Raw genomic sequence first — 26231 nt, forward strand, 5'->3', positions numbered from 1 at the left:
TATCTTCAAACGAAGCGAGCGATCCACAATAATGCGTCTTTCACGTCTGTTACTCTTTCCCCCATTGGCATTGCCGGACGTTTGACCATGACGATCGGTAAATCCAGTTCTCGTGCTGCAACGAGTTTTGCAGCAGTGGCATCTCCGCCACTATTTTTACTGACGATCGCTGAAATCTGATAATGCTGCATCCACGATCGCTCTTGTTCTAACGTAAAAGGCCCCCGAGCAAGTAACACTTCTCCGGGCGGAATTAGACCCGTCGGCGGATCAATCATTCGCATTAAAAACCACAGTTGTTGCAAATGGGCAAACGCTGCAAGTTCTTGTCGCCCGATCGTTAAAAAGACCCGCTGTGCGAGATCGGGTAAAAGTTTTGCGGCTGCTTCGTTACTTTCGACTTCGATCCAATTCGATTCGGGTTTCCATGCAGGACGACTCAGCATCAATCGAGGAATCGCAGCGCGATCGGCTGCTGCTGCCGCATTCCAAGAAATCTGTGCTGCAAATGGATGAGTCGCATCGATTAATAAATCGATCGATTGCTCTTGAAGATAGTGCGCTAATCCCACCTCTCCCCCAAATCCACCGACTCTGACCGTTCCAGAAAGAGGGATTGCCGTCTGAGTCCGTCCTGCTAATGAAGAAATGACTTCTATGTTGGCAATCTCTATGGCTCGTGCTGCCAATTCCTTTGCTTCAGTTGTCCCACCCAGAATGAGTAACCGCTTTTTCACGATAATATTGTTCAGATCGTGATTTCAAAGTATATGGCAGACTCTCCCATCTGGCGACCTTTTACTCAAATGAAAACCACTCCCGAACCGTTGAAGGTGAAACGGGGCGAGGGAGTTTGGCTTGAACTAGAAGACGATCGCCGAATTCTCGATTGCATTTCAAGTTGGTGGGTGACGATTCACGGACATGCTCATCCGAAACTTGCAGAAGCGTTGTATCAGCAAGCAAATAACTTAGAGCATGTCATCTTTGCCGGATTTACACACGAACCCGCTGAGCAACTTGCTCGTAAGTTACTGAAGCATCTGCCGTCACAGCTTACTAGAGTCTTCTTCTCCGATAATGGTTCTACCGCTGTTGAAGTCGCGCTGAAAATGGCGTATCAGTACTGGCGCAACTTAGGAGAAGAACGCACAACCTTCATCACATTCGATGGCGGCTACCACGGTGACACGATCGGCGCAATGTCAGTCGGTGCAGGCTCAACCTGGTGGCAAAAGTTTCGATCGCTGATGTTCGAGACAGCGCTAGTTCCCTTCCCTGCAACGTATGACGGAGATTTAGAAGTCGATCGCAAAGAAGCTGAAGCGTTAGCCGAGATCGAGCAATTTCTCAAGCAGCAAACCATCATTGGGATCTTTATCGAACCCTTAGTTCAAGGTGCAGCCGGGATGCGGATGTGCCGCCCTCAATTCTTACAAGCATTGAGAAAGCTAGCAGATCAGTACAATGTGCTGCTAATTTACGATGAAGTGATGACGGGATTCGGTCGCACTGGAGAGCTATTTGCCTGCCTTAAATCTGCAACCGCTCCCGATATTATTTGCTTGTCTAAAGGGCTGTCAGGCGGGTGCTTGCCGCTCTCTGTAACCGTTGCAACGGAAGCCATCTATCAAGCCTTTTATCAAGATGATCCGACTCAAGCTTTTTACCACGGACATTCCTATACGGGGAATCCTTTAGCTTGTGCAACGGGTGTCGTGTCATTAGAGCTACTCGAACAGAACCCTGATGGTTATCAAAAATTAGAAAGCTTGCATTGGAAATTTCTCGATCGCTATCTCTTCTCAAATCCCCGCTTAAAACAGTTTCGAGTTTGCGGCACAATCGCAGCAATGGAAGTCAAAACTGAAGAACAATCGGGTTACTTTAATGCGATCGCACCTTTGCTCAAAGCTAAATTCTTAGAGTCTGGATTTTTACTACGTCCATTGGGTGACACTCTTTACATTATGCCTCCCTATTGCATTACTGCGGATGAGTTAGAGACAGTTTATCAAGTGATCGATCGCACCTTAAAAAACCTCTAACGTTTAGCAGAAAATTTACACTTTTTTATCAAAGTTCTCCGGAGAAGGAAAAATAAGTACTGAATATTGCTAGTAGCAAAATACACAAGTAGCTTTTAGGCTCACACTAGCAATGTCTAAACTTAACGATGTTGAGTTAATTCGGAAATTCATTCAGGGCGATCTTAGCTTTCTTGCGAATCAAAATCTACGACTTGAGCCTGTCTTCAACTCGGCTCAACTGCTTGCAAAAAGAGGCGAACTCATTGCAACAGCCAAACTCGTTGGAAAGATTCGAGCGATCTTAGTTCGACAATCTTCTGCCTATCAGGAATTACTTAATCGCATCTTGACCGAGCATCAATACCTGCCAATCGGAATCAACGATCAGGGTTTAGTGGAATATGAACATTCCCCGATTCCGTCAGGTTACGAAGCAAACTATACCGAGGTGCGTCATCTGTGGAAAGCGTGGCGTACGCACTACAGCCGCAAGACAAATCTGAAAATTTTGATTCGATCGAATCAAGACTGGCTCCCGATTCAGAAAATTGAATTTGGTCAAGAGAACTTCTTTCTGCACGTTCAAGGTGATGAGAAAATGCTGTGTGTCAGCGATCGGATTATTTGGCTGAGTCCGATTGAGACAGAAGAACCTGCAACACAATTTTTTGTGGATCAGCCTTGTATCCAAACGACAAAAAAAACTGCTCTCTAAGCCTTTAAGAGTCACTGTGCTAGCAGGAACAACTGCCATTTCTGCGACCAGCATTTCTGAAGCAATCTTGATACACAGGTTAAATAAGCTTCCACATCCCGTAACGCCTCTAAATTTAGGTATTGTGGCAAGAAAAACGGTGATACTGCCAAACAACCGCTCTGAAATTTGAACTCTTTTCGCGATCGTGCTGTCTAAACTTCATTTCTATTCATTAGACTGTGAAACAGATAGTTGGGGGCGAGAGCGTGAAAGATTGGATTAAAACTCGACCAAAAATTCCAAAATGGCTATTGTGGCTTGGAATTGCCGGACTATTGGGCATAGGCGGATATTTGGGATATCAGCAATACACGGCTTCTCAACAGCAAGAATCGCGGCGAAGAGTGCAGACGGTGACCGTCGATCGAGTTGATACTGCACTAACCATTTCCGCCAACGGAACTGTCCAACCTGCTCAATCGGTCAATGTCAGCCCGAAAAGTTCGGGTGTGCTCAGACAATTATTAGTGAAAGAAGGCGATCGAGTTGAAGCAGGGCAAGTGCTTGCTTACATGGACGACTCCAACTTTCAAGGACAATTGATGCAAGCACAAGCACAGGTTGCAAATGCTCAATCGAACGTAACAAAGCTTGAATCTGGCAATCGTCCGCAGGAAATTGCTCAAGCCGAGGCGCAACTCGCAGCAGCCCAAGCCAATCTCGATAAATTAGTCGCGGGCAATCGTCCTCAAGAAATTGCTCAATCGCGATCGCAATTAGCCGCAGCCGAAGCGAACTTACAACAAGCTGAACTGAACTTTAATCAGAATCAGAGGCTCTTTGGATCTGGAGCATTGTCTCAGCGAGAATTTGACACTTCTCGAACCGCATTAGCAACTGCCCGCGCTCAAGTTGAACAAGCGAAACAAGCGACTAACTTGCAGCAAACGGGAACCCGACCTGAAGACATTGAAGCGGCTCGTGCTCAGGTTGAACAGCTCAAGCAAGCATTGAGCTTGCAGAAAGAAGGGGCGCGATCCGAAGACATTGAAGCTGCGCGCGCGCAGTTGATGAATGCTCAAGGACAGCTCAAAACCGTTCAAACTCAGATTAACGACACAATTATTCGAGCGCCTTTTCGGGGAGTGGTAACTCGAAAGTTTGCTGATCCCGGTTCGTTTGTTACCCCAACGACTTCAAGTAGTGACGTGAGTTCTGCAACCTCTTCTTCGATTCTGGCTCTTGCTGCAACCAATCAAATTGTGGCAAAAGTTCCAGAAACGAGTATTCCTCGAATTAAAGTCGGACAGACTGTGACGATCGAAGCAGACGCTTTTCCAGGCAAGTCCTTTAAAGGAACCGTTGTTCAAGTTGCTAATCAATCGACCGTGGATCAAAATGTCACGAACTTTGAGGTCAAGTCTGCGATCGACGATCGAGACAACCAACTGCAAGCAGGCATGAATGTCAATGTGAAATTTAATGTTGGCAAGCTTGAAAATGCGCTGGTTGTGCCCACTGTTGCAATTGTTCGACGGGCTGAAGGGACAGGCGTTTTACTAGCAGGACAAGACAGACCCCGATTTCAGAAAATTACAACCGGAGCTTTGATCGACGACAAAACAGTCGTTGAATCAGGAGTAAAAGAAGGAGATCGAGTGTTGCTCAGTTTTCCGCAGGGTGAGCGACCCACTTCAAGAACGCCATCGGTGTTCCCAGGTGCTCCTGGCGGCGGCGCTCCTGGTGGTGGCAGTAGACGGGGCGGAGGTTAGAACCATGGGAAAACTTCGAGTCAGACAAGTGCCACTGCTAGAGATCTTCAGCATGGCAGTAGAAGCCTTGTGGAGCAACCGATTAAGAACGAGTTTGACCATGCTCGGTGTGATTATTGGCATCGCTTCGGTGATCACAGTGACTTCGGTTGGGCAAGGCGTGCAGAAAGCAACTGAACAGCAGATTCAGGCATTAGGGACAAATGTCATGCTGGTTCTGTCTGGGGTCGCTCGATCGGGCGGGATCAGTCAAGGAGCAGGTTCAGCGAGTACATTGACCTTTGAAGATGCTCAAGCCGTTGGGAAACAAGCTCCAGCAGCAGCAGGAGTCACTGCCTATTTGCAGCGGGGCGGACAGGTTGTGTATGGCAATCAGAATACTTCGACTTCAATCTTGGGTGTGGATTTGAACTATCCTGATGTCAAAGAAATTCAACCCCAAGAAGGACAGTTTTTCACTCAAGACGATCTGGTCAATGCCACTTCAGTGGTCGTCTTGGGCAGTGCAGTCCGGGATACCTTATTTGCATCTGGAGAACGAGCGATCGGAGCAAATATTCGGATTCAGAATGGGCGCTATACAGTCGTCGGTGTGGCAGAGTCAAAAGGATCAGTCGGGGGGCAAGATCAAGACGATCGCGTTTACATCCCATTGACGAATATGTCGGCGCGGATTGTGGGAAATAATTCGCTCAATGGTCGGGCAATTAGCGGGTTTTGGGTGAAGGCAAACAGTCAAGAAGAACTTGAAGCAGCACAATTTCAAGTCACGAATCTGCTGAGAGTTCGACATAATATCTATCCTCCCAAACCGGATGATTTTCGGATTAGTAATCAGGTGGACATTATTAATACATTTAGTAGTGTTGTGGGATTGTTTACGGTATTGGTGAGCGCGATCGCGGGGATTTCGTTAATTGTCGGCGGAATTGGGATCGCGAATATTATGCTCGTTTCGGTTGTCGAGCGAACTCGTGAAATTGGAGTCAGAAAAGCGATCGGGGCGACAAATCAAGCAGTACTGAGTCAGTTTCTCACCGAAGCAATTTTAGTCTCCCTGATGGGAGGCGCAATCGGGGTGGCAGTCGGTTTAGGCTTAGCGTTTGCTGCTTCAACGGCGTTTAGCTTTCCATTCATTATTTCTGGAGTCGCGATCGCGGCTGGACTCACTTTAGCGTTAGGAGTGGGATTAGTCGCCGGAGTAATTCCAGCGAGAAATGCGGCTCGACTGGATCCGATTACAGCATTACGCAGTGAGTAAGGGGCATTCTTGAGATAAATCGAGCAGTCTGAGGTAACGGATTATGACTGAAAATAATTTGCCTTTTCACGTCGTTCATAGTGTGACTCGTGGTGGCACGACGTTTGAATTGTTGGAATATAAACCACTGGCAGGAAGTGAAACCCTCGCGATCGCGGAGCAACTGCACGTTCTGAACAAAGCAGGCGTGCATTTACGCCAGTTACGAGTGCGCTTAGAGAAAGATGGAATTCGCACAGAACCGGGAGCACTGCAATTTAGTAAAGGTCGGATTGAGATGGAAAGCTCAACCGGAATGGGAGAAGGAGTTGGGGGACTCGTCAAAGGCGCACTGGCAGCAGCACGCACGGGTGAAACGATGTTCAAGCCGTTGTACAGTGGCACAGGTGAAATTTACTTAGAACCCACCTTTGGACATTATTGGTTCATGCAGCTGAACAACCAAACGCTGTATGCGGATCAGGGATTGTTTTGCTGTAGTGAGAATTCCATACAAGTTGGCGCGCATCGGGTTGAAAGCTTTAGCGCACGAGTTGCAGGTGGAGAAGGACGCTATCAAACGAAGGTGATGGGCACAGGAATTGTCGTGTTTCGGATTCCTGTCCCGTTAAGCGAGATTATGGAATTAACATTAGAGAATGAAACCCTGCAAGTCGATGGGTCGTTTGCGTTGTTGCGCACCAGTGGAATTCAGTTCAGTGTGGAGAAAGCCTCGAACTCTCTGATGGGAGCCATGACGAGTGGTGAAGGATTTCTGCAAACGTTCCGAGGAACAGGGCGCGTGTGGATTGCTCCGACGCAATCGGTCTATCAGCGAATGGCAGGATTAGGAGTGACTCGTTTAACTTGATGATCTGTTGTGGGAAAAGCACTCTGAGCTTTTCCATCCTCGGAGTGCTCCAGATTTTAGCTTGCGATGTGCGTGATTAATGGGTCGGGGACGGGGAACGATCGCTTTTCCATCAACATGAAACGGTGCTTCTCTGCATTAAAGGCAAACACAGTGCCCGTCTCGATCTCATACATCCAGGCATGAAGGTTTAACTTACCTGCATGGAGTTTGGAGCGAATTGCCGGATAGGTTTCAAGGTTTTCAATTTGGGTGAGGATGTTTTGTTCGATCGCGATTTTCAATAATTTCTCTGGCTCAATTCCTGCATAGTTATCTTGTACGACTCGACGGGTCGCTTCTCCATGGCGTTTGAGCCAGTCATAAACAGCAGGCATTTGTTCAGCCAGCGTGCCAATTTGCAGCAATCCTTTCATTGCCCCACAGTGCGAATGCCCGCAAACAATAATGTCTTTGATGCCCAACGCCTGCACTGCATACTCGATTCCGGCTGATTCCGCACTACTCGCTGCTCCATAAGACGGAATAATATTGCCGACATTGCGCATCACGAACAGTTCGCCGGGTTGGGCTTGGGTGATCAGACAGGGATCAATGCGTGAATCAGAACAGGTGATGAATAAAACGTCGGGAGATTGTCCTCCAGAGAGCCGCTCAAATAATTCTCGGTGATCGTTGAAGTAATTGCTGTGAAACGAGTTTACGCCTTGAATCAGTCCGGTCAGCGACATAATCTTTACCTGAATGCGGTGAGGTCAGCAAGTCTGCGAACGATAGAGCCAAGTCATACTTGACGATTGGCTTTATTCTTCCTTTTCTACAGCGCTAATGTAACACTTTCCGAATTTTTGTAAACATCTTTTCCGAATTTTCTAGTTTAAAGGCAGCAAAATTTCAAACACTGTGCCCCGTAATTTCGGTGAAATGTCGCAGTAAACTCGGAAGATGCCGCTATGTCTTGCTGTCACAATTCGATAACTTGTCGCAAGACTGGTTTCTTTCGTGAGTTCGGTAGAAAAGGCTTGCATGAGTTGACGTTGAATTTCGATCGACATTTCGCTTGAGTTGTCTGCGATTTGAATCGCAACCCAACGCTGTCCAGTTCCATCGATCGAGCAAACTTCGGTTGAAATTCTAATTTGTGGAGCGTCAGAGCTTACTAGGTCAGGATTTTGTTCTCGGTATGCAGCTTGATTCAGCAGCGTATCGATTGAACAATTCAAAATATTCATAAACACCTGGCTCAGTTGGCTAATGAAGCAAGGCACTGGCGGCAGGTGTCCATAATTTTTCGTGACTTGAATGTCGCTCGACAGGCGGCTTTTCAGCAGCAGCAGCACCGAGTCGAGACAGTCATGTAAATTGGCTGGACGCGGATACACTTCATCGATATGGCAGAAATTCTGCAAGCTATTGGCAAGACGGGAGAGACGCTCGGCTCCAGTTTTGATGCTGTCTAGCGTTTTGGGCAGATCTTCGCGAATATAATCGAACTCGATCGCTTCTTTGAGATCGATCACTTTCTGGGGAACGTCCGTAATACATTTCTCGTAAGCGCCGATAATTTCCAACAAACTGCGGCTGTACTCGGCAATATGACTCAAATTTCCCCAGATAAAACTGACGGGATCGAGAATTTCGTGAGACACTCCATCGACCAAGCGTCCCAAACTTGCCATTTTCTCGCTCTGGAGCATTTGAAGCTGGAGGCGTTCGATTCTGACTTGGGTTTCAATGCCCCGCAGTTGCCAATAGGCAATATTTAATTCATGTGGATCGAGAATTCGGTATTGATCTGCACCGAGACGCACGACAATCGGATCGCGCAGTCGGTCAAACGGACGACGCAAGGCTTGTTGGGCAGCGGTGAGAATCGGAGTGTCGCCACTGAGAATCAGCGGCACTGTGCGATCGTAACTCTGTAAAATCCGCAACGGTTTCTCAAGAAACAGGTCAATTCCGTAGGGACGGAGCAAATATTCCAACAGACGATGGCGGGAAATCAGGCTCAAAAAGCGCCCATTTTCAGTCAAAATTACCCCTGGAAGTAACGGATGCTGCTCAAAGATCTCAGCCACCTCCGTTCCCAAAACGTCCAACTCTGCCGCAAAATCATACAGAGGCAAATCTTGTAGCATCGATTCGAGCTGAATTGTCTGTACGTTTCCGGGAGCCAACACGGGAACGTTTAGTTTCGATCGAAACTCAGATGTAGATGGTGTCATCACAAGGGTAATCGTCCATAAACTTGCTAAATCTACACTGCCCAAATTTGCGTCTACCTTACCAGAACCCTTTTAACTCCTGCTATGCAATTGATTTCATTTTTGTTCCGCTCATCTCGTAAATTAGTGTCGATCGCGATTTTGACGGGTTTTTTGAGCGGGGCGAGTAGTGCAGGATTAATTGCATTAATTAGCCGCGCCTTGGGCAATGGTGCCGTGTCACAGATTGCGTGGGCATTTGTCGGATTAGCGATCGTGTCGCTGATCACGAGCGTGATTTCGCAGATGGTGCTGATTCAGTTGGCGCAGGATGCAGTCTTTAAATTGAGATTGCAGTTAAGCCGACAAATTTTGTCGTCGGAGTTGCGGCATTTGGAGCAGCTTGGAAATGCGCGCATGATGGCAACTTTGACCGAAGATGTACAAGCGGTCGCCACTGCGGTTTCTTCGTTTCCGTTTTTGTGTATCGATTTGGCGACGGTTGTTGGCTGTTTTGTTTATATTGGTTCGCTGTCTTGGGTTGTGTTTGCGATGGTGATGGGGTTGTTTTTCTTTGCATTCGCAACTTGTCAATGGATGCTCAACCAAGCTCGTCGTCGGATGGTATTTGCACGCGAAGATCAAGATGTGTTGTTTCGGCATTTTCGATCGATTACCGATGGCATCAAAGAGATGAAGCTGCATTACCCGCGCCGTCAGGTGTTTCTGCGCGATGAGTTAGAGACCGCTTCCGCGTCATTTCGTCGGCATAACATTCACGCTTTAGTGCTCTTTGCGTCGGCAGGAAGTTGGGGCAAGCTGATCTTCTTTTTTGCGATCGGGTTTGTGATGTTTGCCTTGCCAGGTATTGTATCGATTCCGCCTGAAACCTTGTCTGGCTATGTTTTGACGTTTACTTATTTGATGTTGCCCTTGGATAAGATGGTGCTGAAATTGCCGATTCTGAGCCAAGCAAGTGTGTCATTGCAAAAGATCGACATGCTAGGTTTGTCCTTGAAGCAAAAAGCCGAGTCTACAACGATTCCCAGTCCAGTTCAGACGTGGAACCGCTTAGACCTGAAAGGTGTGACGCATAGCTACTATCAGTCTGAAGATACGAAGTTTACTTTAGGCACGATCGATTTAACGTTGAATTCAGGCGAGATTGTGTTTATCGTTGGTGGTAACGGCAGCGGAAAATCTACCTTCGCTAAGCTTTTAACGGGATTATATGCGCCCGAAACTGGCACGATTTTACTCGATGGCGAACCGATTACTGAGCACAATCGAGAATGGTATCGACAGCATTTTTCAACGGTGTTTGCTGACTTCTACTTATTCGATCGCTTACTTGGCTTAGATGCGTCTGACGAGGATGCTCAGCGCTATCTTCAGCAGTTACAGCTTGAACACAAAGTTCAGGTTGTAGATGGAAGATTATCAACCACTGAACTGTCGCAAGGTCAAAGAAAACGGTTGGCATTGTTGACGGCTTACTTGGAGGATCGTCCGATCTATTTGTTCGACGAATGGGCTTCGGATCAAGATCCAATCTTCCGAGAATTGTTTTACACCGAGTTTTTGCCGAAATTAAAGCATCGGGGTAAAACGGTTTGGGTGATTAGTCATGATGATCATTATTTTCAATTTAGCGATCGTGTGATCAAGCTCGATTACGGCAAGGTAGAGTACGATCGCGTGACTTCAGAACATCCTTAGAGGATGTTTAAAGACAATCGAGGATGTAAAAAAGCTCTCTGGTTATAAGCTGTAAAGACGTTTCAGGGATCAGGTTCGATCGCATTCCTAAGCTCACAAGCAGTTAACGAGCCATTTCGCGCTGAAGCAAAAGTCGTTGATAGGCGATCGTAAAGTCATCCATTTTAATCCTCAAACAGGTCGGATCATTCATGCCTTGAGTACGATAGCGGCGCACTGCTTCTAATGCTGCTTGATTGCTTAACAGCGCTAGATCAGCCCCATTCCAGCCTTCTGTTTGGGCAGCGAATGAGTCCAACTCTACCTCCTCCAACGGGCGATCGCGATTATGCACGTGCAAGATAGCGAGGCGACTCATGTGGTCGGGGAGATCTACTTTGAGTTGCAAATCTAATCGTCCTGCTCTCAGCAAGGCAGGATCGAGGGTTTCCGGACGATTTGTGGCTCCGACAAAGAGCACATTCGTACAGTCATGCAAGCCGTCGAGTTCTGTGAGTAGTTGACCGACCACGCGATCGCTCACTCCTGAATCGCTTTGATATCTCCCGCGTGCTGGCGCAAGCGTATCAATTTCATCGACAAAAACAACGCAGGGAGATGCCTGACGCGCTTTTGTGAAAAGTTCTCGCACTGCTTGTTCTGAGGCTCCAACCCATTTACTCAGCAATTCAGGTCCATTCACTGCAATGAAGTTTGCCCGAGCTTGAGCCGCAACCGCTTTCGCCAAAAGCGTTTTACCTGTTCCAGGTTCGCCCCATAGCAAAATTCCGCGTGGTGCTTTCGCTTTAGTATGATCATACAGTTCAGGATAGAGCAATGCGCCTTCTACAGAGTCTTGTAGCGTTTGTTTAATGTGATCCAGTCCGCCGATCGCATCCCAGGTAACTTTCGGTGCTTCGATTTCAATCGATCGCAGTACCGCAGGCTTAATGTGTCGAATTGCTTCTAGAAAGTCAACCTGCGTCACACTCATCTGTGCAGGCATCGGACTATCCAAGCTCGGCAACAGTCGCCGCAGTGCTAAGTAAGCTGCTTTTTGAGAGAGTGCTTTGAGATCTGCACCAACCATACCTCCAGATAAATCCGCGATCGCATTGAGATCCACGGATTCGTGCAGGGGCATCATTGCCGTTAAAATCTCAAGAATTTCTAAGCGCCCACCGCGATCAGGCACACGGAATGCAATCTCTCGATCGAACCGACCTGGACGACGTAACGCAGGGTCAAGATGATCCGGGCGATTGGTTGCAGCTAGGACAATAATTCCTTTTGTCTTAGCAAACCCATCCATTAGACTCAAGAGTTGCGCCACGACCCGCTTTTCGACCTCGCCTTCGACTTTAGAACGGTCGGGAGCAAGACTATCAATTTCGTCGATAAAGATAATACAAGGAGCAGACCGTGCTGCTTTTTGAAAAATGCTGCGCAGTCGAGATTCGGCTTCTCCGTAGTATTTTCCGATGACTTCTGGACCCACGATCGCAATGTAGTTCACATCGAGATCTGTGGCTAAAGCACGTGCAGTGAGAGTTTTTCCAGTTCCGGGTGGTCCTGTCAGCAACACGCCTGTCGTCGGTTCTAATCCGAGAGCGGCTAATACATTAGGACGCTTGAGCGGAAGCTCTACAAGTTCGCGTAGCTCTCGCAGTACGCTAGACAATCCACCCACACCTGCCAGGGTCGGCTGTACACTATCCTCGCTCGATGGCGGCGTCAGAACTGTATTTTCATTAAAGAAATGTTGCTTTTTCTCAGTTGGGGAACTGCGATCGACATTTTCGGGCTGGTTCACGCGAAATTCAGGCTCTCTTGGCTCTCGTCCTTCGATCACTCGCACAATATCTAGCAATCCTTCAAAGCCTTGATCAACCAGTGCTTCAATCTCTTGGAATAAATCATCCATCTGTCTTGCCCACCTAATGTCTCCAGTATAGAGACTGAGAACAGACACTTGTGGATTGTGCGATACAACCCTTTACGTTCTCGTGAGAGGCTAGTGTGCTTCTGGTAATACGCCAAAATAAATTTGAGAAAGAGGTGGGGGATAGGGAGAACTCAGGCTCAGATTTCTCCCTATCCTTTTCAACGTCACTTACAATTGAAAGCTACCTAAGTTCTCTAAGACGAATCAACTAACCTTCGGTCGGGGCTTCATTCATCAATCCGGCGAGAGCTTCATCGGCAGTTTTGTTCAAAAATACTGCGCTTTCATCGACTGCCCGAACCCAACTGATCGGAAGCCAATGCGATCGCCCATCTGGAGAATCGAGCTTTTTGAGTTTGATGTATTTTCCAGCTTCAACTTGCTCTACTGTTCCAAAATGCACATCTGACGCGCCCTCTAGTCCGCCAGGTCCTTCGGCATAAACTGCTAAATCTGCATAGACCTTAGAAGTATCCATGATTGTGTCCTCAGTCATTCTCTCTTTGAAATTTGAATTTGAAATGTCGAGATAAACTGAATGGAATCCTAATCTGCTCTCTCCACATATACTTCTTCTCAAAGAGAGATTCGATTGTGTCCTAAGTCTGAGTCCAGCCGCACGTTGATCGACTTTAGGTGGTCAATTTTTGCTTGAAAAATTGAGCCGTTCTGCCTAACGACATACGTGAGCAGGAACAGACATATTTCAACGCAGAAATAAATCTTCGTTCACTACTCCAACATCTTGGCAGCTAACTTTTCCCACCTATCATCTCTAATATATGTCCTGATCGACTGTAAGCAACCGCATGAGGTTTGTCTTCCTCGTCAAGATTAAGACAACAGGTTTATCATGCAAGTGTGGATTGCTAACCTATGTTCCAACCCCTCTGTCGATAACCGACCCAAAATCTACTGCATAGATAGGATTACAGCCCGAATCAACCTTCTGTCCTAATTTATATTAGCGCTCCCCCTAATTGCCAAAAAAGAGCCTTGTTAGCTTAACAGACTCGCGTTGTTAGTTCTCACTAATCGCTCGGTAAGTGCTTGATCTTCTTGTTGATAGATTGCCTGCTCTTTTTGAATAAAGAGAGTTGCTAAAGCATCATAGGCTTCACCCCAAGCTGCAATCACTTCATCCGTTGCAGCATCTTGCAAAACATCCTTCATCGCCTGTAGCAACTTTTCGCCAATTAGTGGATATTGCTCAGGCAGAATCCGAGTTGCAACATGACGATGGACAATATGGTCTACTGCTGCCGCTAAATCATCTAGACGATCAATATGAGTCGCATAGGCATACACGGCGGCAGCTAATTTATGTGCTTGCCCGCCCCCATCGAGATGCTGCATCCAAGTAGTCTCAAAGCCGCGTTTATAGTCAGGGCGCTCTTCAAAAGTGATTTGATACATTCGCTGAGTAACTTCTTCACCTTTTTCTTTCAGTATTGGTGCAGTTGCTTTCACGATTTCGATCGTGTTTTGACTAATCATCATTCAAATTCTCCTCTGATTGGAGTGAATATCGTCAGATTCTGCCAATTATTGCCGCTGCGATCGCGCTATCTTGGCGCTCGGAAAGGTTCACCTTCTGGCGGGACAGTGTATGTAACGTGCAGCTTGATATTTGCAAGGGCTGAGATGCACACGGTGTTATCCTCGGCTGTTAATTGATCGAGTGATAGTCCACCCGAAAGAAGAAAACCATAAGTTGGACTAGCACCCAGAGGTGCTGCACTTCCTTTCTGCCAACGAACTGGTTCTGTAACATCCCATTCGCGAGCAGAGATGCGATTTACCGCAGGCGAGGCTCCTGCATAAGGAATTAGTCCTGACGGCGGAACTGTTTCTGCCCAATTAACGCTGGGCACTCGGACAACTGCACAACCGTCGGGTTTGTCCTCCGGTATCCCTTGACCACTTTGCCAACAGGCATTGGGCCCCCCATATACCAGTGGACAAATCGGTGCTGCAGCCTCGTCATAGGTAAGGATGGCTCGATCGATCACTTTCACTGGAATTTTATCTAGCTTCGTCGTGTCAAAATTCACAGCAAGCTGAAGAACAGCAGCCATACATGGAGAATCGCCCCATTCGCTTTGACCCCAACCAACCGTGCCAGAGAGATGACCTGGAAATTTGCCTATAGGTACGCAAGTTACACCACGCCCAATGAGTAGTCCGATAACTGGCACATCTTTGTATCGTTTATCAATAGCTCGTGAGAGACTTTGTGCGACATCAAGCGATAACGTATGCTGCCCAGGTCGCATGTACTCTGGGAGAGTAATTAATTCACGAGGGATAGGCACTTTTGGTCGGAGAATTTGACCTTGTACTTCCAACGGATCAGCTACAACAAAAAGCGTAGACGCAAAGGCAAGACTGAGCCTGACGGCAACCGAGAAGCGTGACGCAATTCTAAAACTCACTCTTCTAGACATAAGGTATCACTCAACTCCTTGACAATTGTGAGCTAGCAAATGATTTGATTAGTGCGTCTGTATACGCTTATAGAGGCATCTGGGAATGTGGAGTAACAGTGCTGAATATGTTTGCCTAGCGTGAGTGCGGCAGAACAAAATTGTATCCTTGTGCCACATGACTTTCACCTGCTGCACACTGTCCCTTATCGGAGTATCCGTCGAAAAACATGGCATGACATTTATTACAGAATCTCCAATCTGTCTGCGCTGTGGGTGTGCCTGGAACGTCATGCGGGAGAACATAAGCAAACGTCTGATTTGCCACATGACCTCCACCCGCCGGACAGATCCCTTTTCTTGAATAGCCATTGAAAAACATCGCTTGACATTTTTTACAGCAACGCCAACTTCTTTGTCTGGTTGGTGTTTCTGAGCCGCCAAAGGGCAAGCGGAATTTATAACCTTGTGCTGAATGGGTTCCACCTGCTGCACAGCTATTCGTTTCGGCATCGGTGTAGAACATCACGTAGCACTTATTGCAGAAGCGCCAGTAGGGTCGATCTTGGCTGACGCTGAGACTCGCGATCGCCTTGTTCAGTGGGCGGATCGATTGAACAATGAATACGCTTCCAGCAAATAACAACAATCGGCGCTTCGATACCTGTAAATTTCTAGATAACATAACGAACTCCCAAATGAATGTTGAGACTCTTCCACAATCGCTGCACCTCATTGACAGGAAAGCGTCACAGTATTGCTCCATAACATGCCCGTGCGATCGCTGGAATTTTGACGACCATCATTTGCGGAGAAATACAGCCGACCTGGACTGCACGGGATAGACAGCGTCATATTGATCGACCCATTCGCGGTTGCTGTCGTGTAGTAGAACAGATTAGGGTTAAGTGCGTCATCTGCGATTCTGATCGCAACTTGCTTTCCTGGCAAGAACCCAGAGCCTTGTACGAGAAAGGTTTGGGACTGAGGCAAGGAGACTGAAATAGTTGGAATAGTTGGTGGCGTGTCAGGCGGTTTCGAGGATTCGTCCGTTGCCCGGTAATATCCCGCGCGTGGAGGCTGCTTGCAGAACGTCGCGTCGCGACGGAAGAGATCCGTGTTCTCCAGAACGTCCAACCACAACTCGAAGTTGCGGTGTCTGATATATCGATCGGGATAATTGACAGATCTGAACGAAACGCATTGTCCTGCTAAGCCTGGCACCATCTCGAAGGATGCGTCTTCTTTAAATAGATCCGATGGTTGTGCACCTTGATCATATTCGTCGAAACGAATACGCCAGAACGAGTGACGCATCCAGCGTTTTGGATAGTTTCTCGATCTGATTGATACACTTGGGATGTTCTGCCGACATGAGAAACCTGGCAGAACGTCAAAGGTCGCGTCTTCAAACTCAACTTTGGTGTTCGGGTTAGGTAATCTTGGGTCGGAAAGGTACGCAAGAAAACTAGAATGTCTAATGTAACGCTCAGAAAAGTTTAACGAGGAAAAGGAGTTTTGCTCCCAGAGTGATACGCTGTTGCATTCTTGTGCGATCGCTGAGGTTGAGGGGATTGCAACCGAGGCAGCCAGAATCGCAATGAATTTAATAGAAACAATGCAGTAGAAATGACAATAGTTTGACATCGCGTATTTCCCCCCAAATTTCTTCATGCCGGGTTTTAAAGACGATAACCAGTTCGTAACGATATATCTCTCACTTAACCAACTAAGCTAAAGGGCACTGTACTTTTTGCGGCTTCTCTCTACAGCGCTTAGTTAGGCATAGTTGCTGTTCATCAAACTTGGCTTTTTTAGCCTACTTTAGAGAATTGGGGCTATTCTGGCTCCGCTGGAATAAGGTTGGTTCCTGGGTCAATTGGTCCTGAAGGAGGATACATCGTCAGAGGACGTGAGATGAAGAATGTTGCATCCTGCTTAAACAATCGACTTTCGTCAGATTTAACCAGCCAAAGTTCAAAGTTGGAATGCCGTATGTAGTGCTTGGGAAAATTAACAGATTCAAATGAGTAAGCTTCAGAATTGGCAAGCCCCGGTACAATGCAAAACGTAGCATCTTCCTTGAAAAGCTGATCATCAGTCTGCTTTGTCAGCTTCAATCGATAATTCTGGTGTCTCAAAAAGTGACCTGGATAGTTGACAGATTCAAACGATCGACATCTGCCTGCTAGTCCTGGAATAAGTCGAAACGTTGCATCTTCTCTGCCCAGTTTGTCACTTGCAACAATTGGAGCAATGTAAATCAAGAAGGATTGATGGCGAATGTAACGATCAGGATAGTTTAACGAGCTGAAAGAACTAAGCTGCTGGGCTGGTTGGGCATAGCTCAGCTTTGGCAGGAGCAACGGTAAGGACATTGCTGAACCTACAATCAGACCTTTTAGAATAGAGTTCAAGTACATAACGTTTCCTTAACAGTAGACTTTGCACTTTTGAAACTGGAACCCCTAAAAATTCTGGACTCCTTTTCGCAACTTAGCATTGCCAGATTAATAGCATCCTTAAACAAGTGATCGCCTTGATATAGGTGGTAAGCTATTTAAGTTGCTTCCCCTATTGCAATCACTTTAGCCAATCTCTTCAATGAAGTCGCACCTTTTCTTGCGAACTTAGAACATAATCTTGCTATAACTTACGAAACTGGTTTGGATTCACTCCAGTGCATTGACGAAAACACCGGGCAAAATGACTTTGATTCGCAAAGCCGCACTCTAGTGCAACTGATAGAACGGTTCGTTCTGGTTGCTTGAGCAGAAGCCTTGCTCGTTCGACTCGTTGATGAATCAGGAATTGATGGGGTGAGATGCCTGTCGATCGCTTGAACAGATGACAGAAGTAGTATTGACTCATCCCCAGTTCACTGGCAATCTCATTTAGGGAGATATCTTCACCCAAATGTGCCTGAATGTATTCGATGGCTTGACTGAGCCTTTGCTTAGATAACCCATCTTCATGTTCTCGGAAACAATGGTTGCGGGTAGAGTAATGTTGCAGCAGATGAGCCGACAGCGCCGTTGCTAGTGAGTCAGCATAGAAACGACTGCCCACCCCATCTTTTTCCAAACTGGACTTGAGTGCTAGACCGATCTGGTGGATCAATACATCGACTTTTTTCAGTGTCGGCAACAGTTCAACGTGATCGGGGTTCATCGATTCATGAGCGATCTGAGCCAGGAATGCCGGCTCTAGATAACAGTGAATCCATTCCATTGATTGAACAGTCGAATTAGAACGGAGTTCATAAGGTAAAGCGGCTGGACAGAATTCAATACAGCCACTTGCGTAGTCTTCTTCTTGATACGAAACTGCCTGCTTACGCCCCTCGAAGACAAATTCCAAATCAACTGCCTGATGCCCTAGGGGAATAACGACCATGTGGTGAGGGTTGCATATTTCAGGTAGAGCTACTAAAGGTTGGCGAGAATGAACAAGATAGATGTTGCTCCAACCTGATTGAAAACTGGTTAGGAGGGGCGGATTTGGCAGCAACTTTGTCCAATTTACATAGTCAATCGGAAGCTGATCTACAAGCATCATTGTCTCCTTCAAGTTATGACTTGCGAAACTGATTCGGATTCACCCCAATGCATTGACGAAAACACCGGGCAAAATGACTTTGATTCGCAAAGCCACACTCTAGTGCAACGGATGTAATCGTTCGTTCTGACTGCTTGAGTAAACGCTTTGCTCGTTCCACTCGCTGACGAATTAAGAATTGATGGGGTGAGATGCCTGTCGATCGCTTGAACAAATGACAAAAATAGTACTGACTCATCCCTAATTCATTCGCAATATCAGTTAAGGATACGTCCTCACCCAAATGTGTCTCGATATATTCAATCGCTTGCCTAAGTTTTTGTTTCGATAACCCATCTTCATGTTCTCGAAAGCAATGATTGCGGGTAGAGTAGTGACGCAACAGATGAGCCGACAGTGCTGTTGCCAGCGAGTCAGCGTAGAAGCGACTGCCAACCCCATCCGCTTCTAGACTTGCCCTAAGCGCCAGACCAATTTGATGAATCAATAAATCGACTTTTTTTAGTGTTAGTAATAGCTCAACGCGATCGGGATTAATTGATTCATAGGCAATCTGAGCCAGAAATGTCGGCTCTAAATAACAGTGAACCCACTCAATCGATTGAACAACTGAAATAGAACGAAGTCCATAAGGTAAGTCAGTGGGAACGATTTCAATACAACCGCTGACAAAATCTTGTTCTTGATACGAAATTGTTTGTAAACAACCCTCTGAAACAAATTCCAAATCACATGCTTGAGACCCCAGTGGAATCGTGACTAAGTGCTGAGGGGTTGTTGCTTCAGGGAAATTGATCGACGGTTGGCAGTAATGAGCAAGTTGAATGTTATTCCAACCTGCTTGAAAACTGGTTAAAAGTGGCGGATTGGGCAAAGACTTAGGCAGATCCACATAGTCAATAACCAAAGGTTGCTTTACAGACATTATCATCTCCAGGTAATAGTTGATAGCTGATCAACGCCCTCTCACCGATGCGATCCCGTTTCTCCTTTAACCTAAAATTGCTCAGACTATATTACTATCCTATTCAACTTTACATTGATGACAAAAATGTTGCAAAACTTGTAATGTTGGTCTAAAATCCCTCGCGTACCAACCTCTCGCGCACCAATCTCTCGCGCTTCAACTAATGTTCTCACTTATCACGTTCTGCGTATTTTTGAGCTATCTACAATCTTCCAGGACGAATCAAAGACTTTCAGCAGAGCTAGCTAACAATCAAGTTGAGCAGATACGAACAGCTTTTTCATCACCAATAGTGGTGTGCTTTGCTAAGCAGAAGAGTTGGAGATGTTGACTAAATCAGCGATCGCTTGAATTAATAAATCTGGCGCGACTGGCTTTGCAAAATGTTTCTGAAACCCAGATTCAATTGCTTTTCGCTGATTCAATTCTCCGACATAGGCTGTAAGCGCGATCGCTGGAATCATCCCTCCCTGCTCCGGAGGACGCGATCGGATCAGTTGCATCAGCGTATACCCATCCATATTGGGCATACCAATATCACTGAGAAGAATGTCAGGCATGACTTGATTCAATTGTTGTAGAGCCGCGATCGCAGAGTCTACCACGGTTACATTGGCTCCTCGTTGCTCCAACACAAACGCCTGAAAATCGCGCGCATCTGGCTCATCATCCACAATCAGCACATGGATACCGACCAGAGAAGCATGGGCGATAGCAAACAATTCATCTGAATTGGGCAAGCTTGGCGATTCGATCTGCTCCAAGGGCAGCGTAACCGTAAACGTTGCTCCTTGATGTTCTCCAGGACTACTAACGTTGACAGTTCCACCATGCAATTCGACAATTTGCTGTACGATCGCAAGCCCTAAACCCAATCCGCCAAACTGGCGCGTTGTCGAGCCATCTTCTTGCCGAAACCGCTCAAACACATAAGGCAAGAACTCCGCAGAAATGCCTTTCCCGGTATCACTGACTTCGATTTGCGCGTGATGCCTAACTTCGCTTAAGCGGATTTCAACTCGTCCTTGCTCAGGCGTAAACTTCACCGCATTCGACAAAAGATTCCAAACCACTTGTTGGAGCCGAGCAACATCCCCAGAAACTCGCCATCTTGTTCCCTCAAACATTGTCTGGATCTGAATATTTTTTGCTTCTGCGGCTAATCGAATTGTTTCCAGCGCGGCTCGAATAATACTTGCTAAATCAACAGAAACAACATTTAAGACGAGTTTGCCGCGTAAAATTCGGGAGATATCAAGTAGATCCTCAATCAATTGAGCTTGCAGTGTGGCATTCCGCTCGATCGTGGCTAACGCTTGCTGCGTTTGAGGTGCATTTAATCTGCCAGTTTGTAGCATCCTCGTCCAGCCCAAAATCGGATTCAGCGGCGATCGTAGTTCGTGAGATAGAACCGCAAGAAATTCATCTTTAATCCGGTTTGCAGTTTCAGCAGCTTCCTTCGCAACTTGAGTTTGCTGAAGTAATTGTTCGCGTTCTACTTCGGCTGATTTACGATCCGTCATATCCCGCGCCACACAGTACATGAGCTTTTGCTCGATAAAGGGAGCAACGCTCCAGGATATCCAGCGATAAGAGCCGTTTCGAGCACGATACCGATTTTCAAACTCATGCAGTGGAATTCCTTGAGCAATGAGGTCTGCGGCAGCCACAGTTGCCGCGCGATCGTCAGGATGCACAAACTCAATGTAAGGCTGAGCAGTTAGCTCTGGTAACGTATAGCCGAGCGTGGTTTCCCAGGCTGGATTCGTCTGGAGAAAGTACCCGTCCATATGCACAATCGCTAGCATGTCTTGAGACAATTGAAAGAAGCGATCGCGGTCTTCTTCTGCCCGTCTGCGGCTCTCTTCAAGACGCTTCGCAACCGTCATATCGGCAAGTGCGCCAAGTAATGCAATGGGATTGCCTGTAGCATCATACTCAACCTGACCGCGTGCTGTGAACCACCGTTTCTCTCCGGTAGCAAGCTGAACGCGATATTCAGAGGTGTACGCTTCGCCCGTTGTGATTGCCTGCTGAAGGGCAGCGAAGCCAAGAACGCGATCGTCGGGATGCATCCAGTTGATGAACGTTTCAATCGGGAGTCCTTCAGTGGTAGCTACAGCAGCATCAATGTCAAGCAATCGGGCAAACTTCGCATCGATGATGACTCGATAAGCAGGAATGTTCCAGCGCCAGGTATAAACGGCTCCCGCCGCCAAAGCAGATTCTAGTTGCTTATGTGCATTACGCAAGGCAGCTTCAGCACTCGCACGTTCAACCGCCGCCCAAGTCCGCTCAGCAACTTCTTCGGCTAGAGCAATTTCCTGGGGCAACCACACTCGCGGAGTAGCGTTATGCACTGCCAGCCCTGCTACAAACTCACCATTTTTGATCAGCGGTATGCCAATGTGAGCCTTGATCTGAATCGCGGCATACGCGGAGTGCTGCTCTGGAGACAAATTTGGATCGGTGGTCACGTCAGATGCAGAAGTTGTCTGCCCAGCACGGTAAGCCTTGAGTACCTTTTCTCCAAATGATTCGATCGCGTACCTACCTGCCAGCGCATCTGCACCATTCACGTAATCGCGCTCAACGACATAATCTGCGCCTTGAACCTCGAAGTACACGACGCGAGTGACATTCAAATATTCACCCAGCATTCGGCTCGCTGTTGCCTGAACTTCAACTGGATGCGCAAGCGGACGGAGCGCATCGACTAAGGACACCCGAAATGTCTCGATTTCGGTCGCTTGACGTGCAAGTTTTTCGGCCTGTTTGCGCTCAGTAACGTTCGTAAACAACAACGCGAACTGATGGCGCTGTGGCTCACCGATGCGAAAAGCGTTAACATCAAACCAATGACCGAGCGCGATCGATTCCTGCTCAAATCGAATCGACTTGCCTGTCTGGACAACTTGAGCATAAGTCTCTAACCAAAAATCCTCAAGATTGGGAACCAGTTCTCGTGCCGTTTTCCCTGTCGCTTGCTCTAGCCCTGTTAATTTCTCAAAAGCAGAATTGACTTCTAGAAGTCGATAGTCCTGAGGTTCACCATTCTGATTCAACAGCAGTTCGCAAATGCAGAAGCCCTCATCGATCGATTCAAACAGCGTGCGATACTGTTTTTCCCGGTCTTGACAAACAAGGTCGGTTCGATCTCGCTCAAATACGATACTCGCAATCTGAGTACTAAACTGGGCAAGTTGAAACTCCCAATCTGTTTGCATCCGTGCTTGTTCAAAACATAACATCAGCAACCCGAACGGTAGATGCTTGAGACCTATGAGAGGTTCAGAATGACACGCCAGGATATTGTGAGCAACACAGAGCGATCGCCATTCCGAAGACCAGCGATCGTCATTGGCAATTTCAGGACAGGAAACGGGCTGACCTCGATACATCGCGTCGCCGAAGCTTCCAATACAGAATTCATTGATCAGAGCACCTTCGAGTCTTTGCCGAAACGCAGCAGGCAGGCTGGGCGCAATCACCTGCAAAAAAGACACCCGTTGTGCATCGGCAATCAAAAAACAAGCGTGAGTCCCAGGATTAAGTTGAGCGATCGAGTGACAAACCTCAGTCAGACAAGTTTCCAACGGCTGACCGGATGCAACTAACTTTAAGAGCCGATTTTGCTCAATGAGCATCAGTCGCGCTTGTTCTGGAGAAGAGTGATCGTGGTGAGGGTCGATCTGTTGGTTCATACACTCTTCTGCAAGATTTTGCCCCCCTCAACATCAGTAAATTGCTCTTGAGCCAGTTCTGTAAACTGCGACTGTTGACGATTGAAAGAATTGATGTCGGGCTGTTTTAAAAAATTGATTTGATGAAGTCGGGCAACTTGCATAGTGATAAAAAAATGGTATCAGACAGAAAAAGCATCTCTCTTAACTTCTACCAAATGGCAGAAGTAGTCATCTATCCAACGAGAGAAGCAGAGCTAGCAGAACTTATTCGAGGCACGCAAAGCCATCTCAGGTAGCGTTTTCCGACTGTGAAATCTGACCCAGGCTTTTTATTGAGATGCTGATATAGCATTTTTAAGCTAGTTCCTGTTGCTTGATCAATCTAACTTGAGTTAGATGAAGCATCCATGAGAATCACTACGGACTGGACTAGCTTTGAGAATTAAGCCATTGAATATCGGGCTAGGGAAGGTCGTTTGTTGTTTGAGTTTGAATTATGTTTGCGGATAGCACACATTTCGAGGAGGATGAAAATGCAAACTCCAACCGCGATCGACCATGACTCTCTCTCTCATAAGTTAGAGCAAATTGGTAAGATCCTTCGTTTAATTGGCTGGGTCGGCATTATCACACAGCTTGGGCTTGGAATTGTGGCTGGCGTGATGCTGCTATTTGCGATCGCTGGACGGAATTTTAATCAAGCTGTTGCTCCTGCTGTCCCAGGGATAGCTATCGGCAGAGGTTTTCAGAATGCAACGACTCCCGGACTAGGTATTGGCATATTTTGGGCGGTCTGTGGCATCATCGCGTTGCTGTTTACGGCTTATCTTGCATTCCGTCAACTTCGTTTCGCGCGTCGCCTTCGCAATCTAAACCCAGAACTTCATCCCAAAAAAAGTGAAGTGATGCGAATTCTGCGAATTGGAATCATTGCGGGATTTATTGGCATGGGGCTTACAATTCTCGGCGGAGGTGCAGCAATGGGAGTCTTACTCTCTAAATCGATCGCTCAACCACAAGGAGTCGCCATCTATGATCCCACTCGCATCATCCGTCCATTAGATGTACTCGTTGCAATGGCAAATATGATTGGAATCAGCGCACATTTCCTCGGCACGATCGCATCTGTCGCCACAGCAAACTGGCTCCATCGGCAGTAGAAGCCTCTACCTAAGTAAATGGGCGTAATTCAACATTAGATGCGGCGCATTCTCTTGCTTCGTTACCGACCCACCTCGGACTGGAAGTCCGGGCTAGTTGAACGAAGTCCACTAAAGGGACTAAAACCAGTAAAAATGACTTCTTCAGTGGGTTTCAACCCACTTCGCATAGTTAGACCCGTATTTTCAATGCGGGGCGGGATGCAAACAAGATCGACTATCTTCCAATATCGAGATCCTCAAACTTTCAAAAAAAGCGGACGTAAAAAATCCATCGTTTTCTACGTCCATCTGCCGATCCTCTAGAGAGGAGAACACTGAAAATCACTATAAAGCTTATTGAAAACTCTTGTCAATACAGATGAGAATTTATTTCAATAACTTGTCGCGATCCGATGATTTTCTGCGGATTAAAATAACCGAAAATATTAGAGCAGAAGGAGTATGATGGTTCAGATTCAATTCTGATGAGCGATTTATGACTCTGCAACTGCGTGTATACGTTCCCCCCCATCCGTTAATTAAGCATTGGCTTGGCGTTGCTCGTGACGCTTCTACGCCTTCAGCACTCTTCCGCAGTGCCATTACAGAATTAGGGCGCTGGTTGACCTATGAAGCAATTCGGGAATGGTTGCCCACGACAGACATGACGATCGAGACTCCGCTTGCACCCTGTCCTGCCACCTTTATCAACCCAGAAGTTCCGGTCGTCGTCGTACCGATCTTGCGGGCGGGACTCGGATTGCTCGATGGCGCACAGGCGCTTTTGCCTTTAGCCTCGATTTATCATTTAGGACTTGTCCGCAACGAAGAAACCCTAGAAGCAAGTTGCTACTTGAATAAACTGCCGGATCAATTCAATCCTGAAACGCGCGTTTTGATCGTTGACCCAATGTTGGCAACTGGTGGCAGTTCGGTATGCGCAATGGAAGAATTGACCAAGCGGGGAATCGATCCTGCACTTGTCCGAATCGTGGCAGTCGTTGCCGCTCCGCCAGCGCTGCAGAAATTAGGAACGGCTTATCCGAGTTTGACGATTTATACAGCAGGAATTGACGAAACGTTGAACGATCGCGGATTTATCGTCCCAGGATTGGGGGATGCGGGCGATCGTATTTTCGGAACGTAAAGGTCGATACAATAAGAGAGATGTTCAGAGACGACCAACCATGAGTCAGCAAGATAATTTTTCCGGTGGATTTGTCCTCGGCGCGATCGTGGGCGGCGTGGTAGGCGGCATTATTGGTGCAGCACTGACTTCGCAACGCTTGGCAGAAGAAGGAGAAGACGGCACAAAGCCTGAATTGGCAGATGCGAGAGTCAAATCGAAGCGGCGGATGCGGGCATCGGCTGAACAGAATATCGAATTGGCTCGACGCAGTTTGGAAGATAAAATCGCACAGTTGAATGATGCGATCGATGATGTGCGTCAGCAGTTGGGAAACGTCAATGGACGCGCAATCGAGCAAGATCGAGAAGGATCGATGCGAGAAGATTAAGGCAGGATGTACTGCGAGCAAGAGTACAAGTCGCAAAAAAATCGCTTAAACTATTCTCAATGTGAATCACCCATCCCTACATTCAGAGGAACCGAAAAGGCTATGAATCCAGCTATTCTCTTGATCACGACGATTCAACAGTTTTTAGGAATCTACTTTGCACTGTTGATTATCAGAATTTTGCTCAGTTGGTTCCCGACGATCGATTGGTATAGCCAACCGTTCGCAATTTTGAGCCAGTTGACCGATCCGTATTTGAATATCTTTCGTCGAATTATTCCGCCACTGGGTGGAATCGATTTTTCCGCAATTCTGGCAATCTTCGCGCTGCAATTTGCGATGCAACTCATTCCCGGATTGTTGAGTCAAGTGCTCGCTGGTATTCCTGTTTTCGTTAGCTAGAACTTTAATTCGTAGGGAATTGCTCAGCGATCGCCAAATTGGCGATCGCTGAGCTTTTTTGTTAAAAAACGTTACG

Annotated in this window: 23 protein-coding genes; 10 read left to right on the plus strand and 13 right to left on the minus strand. The window is 47.0% G+C overall.

Features of this window, described 5'->3' with window-relative positions:
• Positions 1 to 5: 5 nt before the first annotated feature.
• Positions 6 to 737 (minus strand): cobalt-precorrin-6A reductase, encoded by a 732-nt coding sequence (locus tag OU814_RS06530; RefSeq protein ID WP_268181398.1) that lies wholly within the window; start codon positions 735 to 737, stop codon positions 6 to 8.
• Between the two features lie 33 nt (positions 738 to 770).
• On the opposite strand from OU814_RS06530, the gene bioA reads away from it, so the two are divergent.
• The 5 genes from bioA to OU814_RS06555 all read left to right on the plus strand — a co-directional run bounded on the left by bioA (position 771) and on the right by OU814_RS06555 (position 6610).
• Positions 771 to 2048, plus strand: coding sequence for an adenosylmethionine--8-amino-7-oxononanoate transaminase (gene bioA, locus OU814_RS06535; protein ID WP_268181400.1), 1278 nt, complete (start codon positions 771 to 773; stop codon positions 2046 to 2048).
• Positions 2049 to 2160: 112 nt separating this feature from the next.
• Positions 2161 to 2745 (plus strand): hypothetical protein, encoded by a 585-nt coding sequence (locus OU814_RS06540; RefSeq protein ID WP_268181402.1) that lies wholly within the window; start codon positions 2161 to 2163, stop codon positions 2743 to 2745.
• Positions 2746 to 2966: 221 nt separating this feature from the next.
• Positions 2967 to 4499 (plus strand): efflux RND transporter periplasmic adaptor subunit, encoded by a 1533-nt coding sequence (locus OU814_RS06545; RefSeq protein WP_268181404.1) that lies wholly within the window; start codon positions 2967 to 2969, stop codon positions 4497 to 4499.
• A 4-nt stretch (positions 4500 to 4503) separates the two neighbouring features.
• Positions 4504 to 5760, plus strand: a complete 1257-nt coding sequence (locus OU814_RS06550) for an ABC transporter permease (RefSeq protein ID WP_017289785.1) — start codon at positions 4504 to 4506, stop codon at positions 5758 to 5760.
• Between the two features lie 43 nt (positions 5761 to 5803).
• The gene (locus tag OU814_RS06555) at positions 5804 to 6610 is read left to right on the plus strand and encodes an AIM24 family protein (RefSeq protein ID WP_268181407.1); all 807 of its coding nucleotides are present in this window, start codon (positions 5804 to 5806) and stop codon (positions 6608 to 6610) included.
• A 56-nt stretch (positions 6611 to 6666) separates the two neighbouring features.
• On the opposite strand, the gene OU814_RS06560 is transcribed toward OU814_RS06555, so the two are convergent.
• Positions 6667 to 7341 (minus strand): carbonic anhydrase, encoded by a 675-nt coding sequence (locus OU814_RS06560; protein ID WP_017289783.1) that lies wholly within the window; start codon positions 7339 to 7341, stop codon positions 6667 to 6669.
• A gap of 141 nt (positions 7342 to 7482) precedes the next feature.
• On the minus strand, positions 7483 to 8835 hold the full coding sequence (locus OU814_RS06565; RefSeq protein ID WP_268181409.1) for a sensor histidine kinase: 1353 nt from the start codon (positions 8833 to 8835) through the stop codon (positions 7483 to 7485).
• Between the two features lie 84 nt (positions 8836 to 8919).
• Here OU814_RS06565 and OU814_RS06570 point away from each other — a divergent pair, with 84 nt between their 5' ends.
• On the plus strand, positions 8920 to 10533 hold the full coding sequence (locus tag OU814_RS06570) for a cyclic peptide export ABC transporter (protein ID WP_268181411.1): 1614 nt from the start codon (positions 8920 to 8922) through the stop codon (positions 10531 to 10533).
• Between the two features lie 103 nt (positions 10534 to 10636).
• Here OU814_RS06570 and OU814_RS06575 read toward each other — a convergent pair whose 3' ends face one another.
• From OU814_RS06575 to OU814_RS06620, 10 genes are all read right to left on the minus strand, one after another.
• Complete coding sequence (locus OU814_RS06575; RefSeq protein ID WP_268181413.1) at positions 10637 to 12436, minus strand: AAA family ATPase; 1800 nt, start codon at positions 12434 to 12436, stop codon at positions 10637 to 10639.
• Between the two features lie 229 nt (positions 12437 to 12665).
• Complete coding sequence (locus tag OU814_RS06580) at positions 12666 to 12935, minus strand: DUF2171 domain-containing protein (RefSeq protein ID WP_268181415.1); 270 nt, start codon at positions 12933 to 12935, stop codon at positions 12666 to 12668.
• Between the two features lie 521 nt (positions 12936 to 13456).
• Complete coding sequence (locus tag OU814_RS06585; RefSeq protein WP_268181417.1) at positions 13457 to 13957, minus strand: globin domain-containing protein; 501 nt, start codon at positions 13955 to 13957, stop codon at positions 13457 to 13459.
• A 65-nt stretch (positions 13958 to 14022) separates the two neighbouring features.
• On the minus strand, positions 14023 to 14904 hold the full coding sequence (locus tag OU814_RS06590) for a hypothetical protein (protein WP_268181419.1): 882 nt from the start codon (positions 14902 to 14904) through the stop codon (positions 14023 to 14025).
• Between the two features lie 115 nt (positions 14905 to 15019).
• Positions 15020 to 15568 (minus strand): hypothetical protein, encoded by a 549-nt coding sequence (locus tag OU814_RS06595; protein ID WP_268181421.1) that lies wholly within the window; start codon positions 15566 to 15568, stop codon positions 15020 to 15022.
• A gap of 47 nt (positions 15569 to 15615) precedes the next feature.
• Positions 15616 to 16557 carry an AbfB domain-containing protein gene (locus OU814_RS06600; RefSeq protein WP_326498285.1) on the minus strand — a complete coding sequence of 314 codons (942 nt, stop codon included), beginning with the start codon at positions 16555 to 16557 and terminating at the stop codon, positions 15616 to 15618.
• A gap of 164 nt (positions 16558 to 16721) precedes the next feature.
• Positions 16722 to 17306, minus strand: coding sequence for an AbfB domain-containing protein (locus tag OU814_RS06605; protein ID WP_268181425.1), 585 nt, complete (start codon positions 17304 to 17306; stop codon positions 16722 to 16724).
• A 223-nt stretch (positions 17307 to 17529) separates the two neighbouring features.
• Complete coding sequence (locus OU814_RS06610; RefSeq protein ID WP_268181427.1) at positions 17530 to 18441, minus strand: AraC family transcriptional regulator; 912 nt, start codon at positions 18439 to 18441, stop codon at positions 17530 to 17532.
• A 13-nt stretch (positions 18442 to 18454) separates the two neighbouring features.
• On the minus strand, positions 18455 to 19366 hold the full coding sequence (locus OU814_RS06615) for a helix-turn-helix domain-containing protein (RefSeq protein WP_268181429.1): 912 nt from the start codon (positions 19364 to 19366) through the stop codon (positions 18455 to 18457).
• A gap of 347 nt (positions 19367 to 19713) precedes the next feature.
• On the minus strand, positions 19714 to 23112 hold the full coding sequence (locus OU814_RS06620) for an ATP-binding protein (protein WP_268181431.1): 3399 nt from the start codon (positions 23110 to 23112) through the stop codon (positions 19714 to 19716).
• 515 nt (positions 23113 to 23627) lie between these two features.
• Between OU814_RS06620 and OU814_RS06625 the strand changes: the two genes are divergently transcribed.
• The 4 genes from OU814_RS06625 (at position 23628) to OU814_RS06640 (ending at position 26155) form a co-directional block, all read left to right on the plus strand.
• Positions 23628 to 24254 (plus strand): DUF3611 family protein, encoded by a 627-nt coding sequence (locus OU814_RS06625; protein WP_268181433.1) that lies wholly within the window; start codon positions 23628 to 23630, stop codon positions 24252 to 24254.
• A gap of 478 nt (positions 24255 to 24732) precedes the next feature.
• On the plus strand, positions 24733 to 25383 hold the full coding sequence (upp, locus tag OU814_RS06630; protein ID WP_017289762.1) for a uracil phosphoribosyltransferase: 651 nt from the start codon (positions 24733 to 24735) through the stop codon (positions 25381 to 25383).
• Positions 25384 to 25423: 40 nt separating this feature from the next.
• Positions 25424 to 25753 carry a hypothetical protein gene (locus OU814_RS06635; RefSeq protein WP_017289761.1) on the plus strand — a complete coding sequence of 110 codons (330 nt, stop codon included), beginning with the start codon at positions 25424 to 25426 and terminating at the stop codon, positions 25751 to 25753.
• 102 nt (positions 25754 to 25855) lie between these two features.
• Positions 25856 to 26155, plus strand: coding sequence for a YggT family protein (locus tag OU814_RS06640; RefSeq protein ID WP_017289760.1), 300 nt, complete (start codon positions 25856 to 25858; stop codon positions 26153 to 26155).
• The last annotated feature ends 76 nt before the right edge of the window (positions 26156 to 26231 follow it).

This window comes from Leptolyngbya sp. GGD, assembly GCF_026735145.1.
GTDB lineage: Bacteria > Cyanobacteriota > Cyanobacteriia > Leptolyngbyales > Leptolyngbyaceae > Leptolyngbya > Leptolyngbya boryana.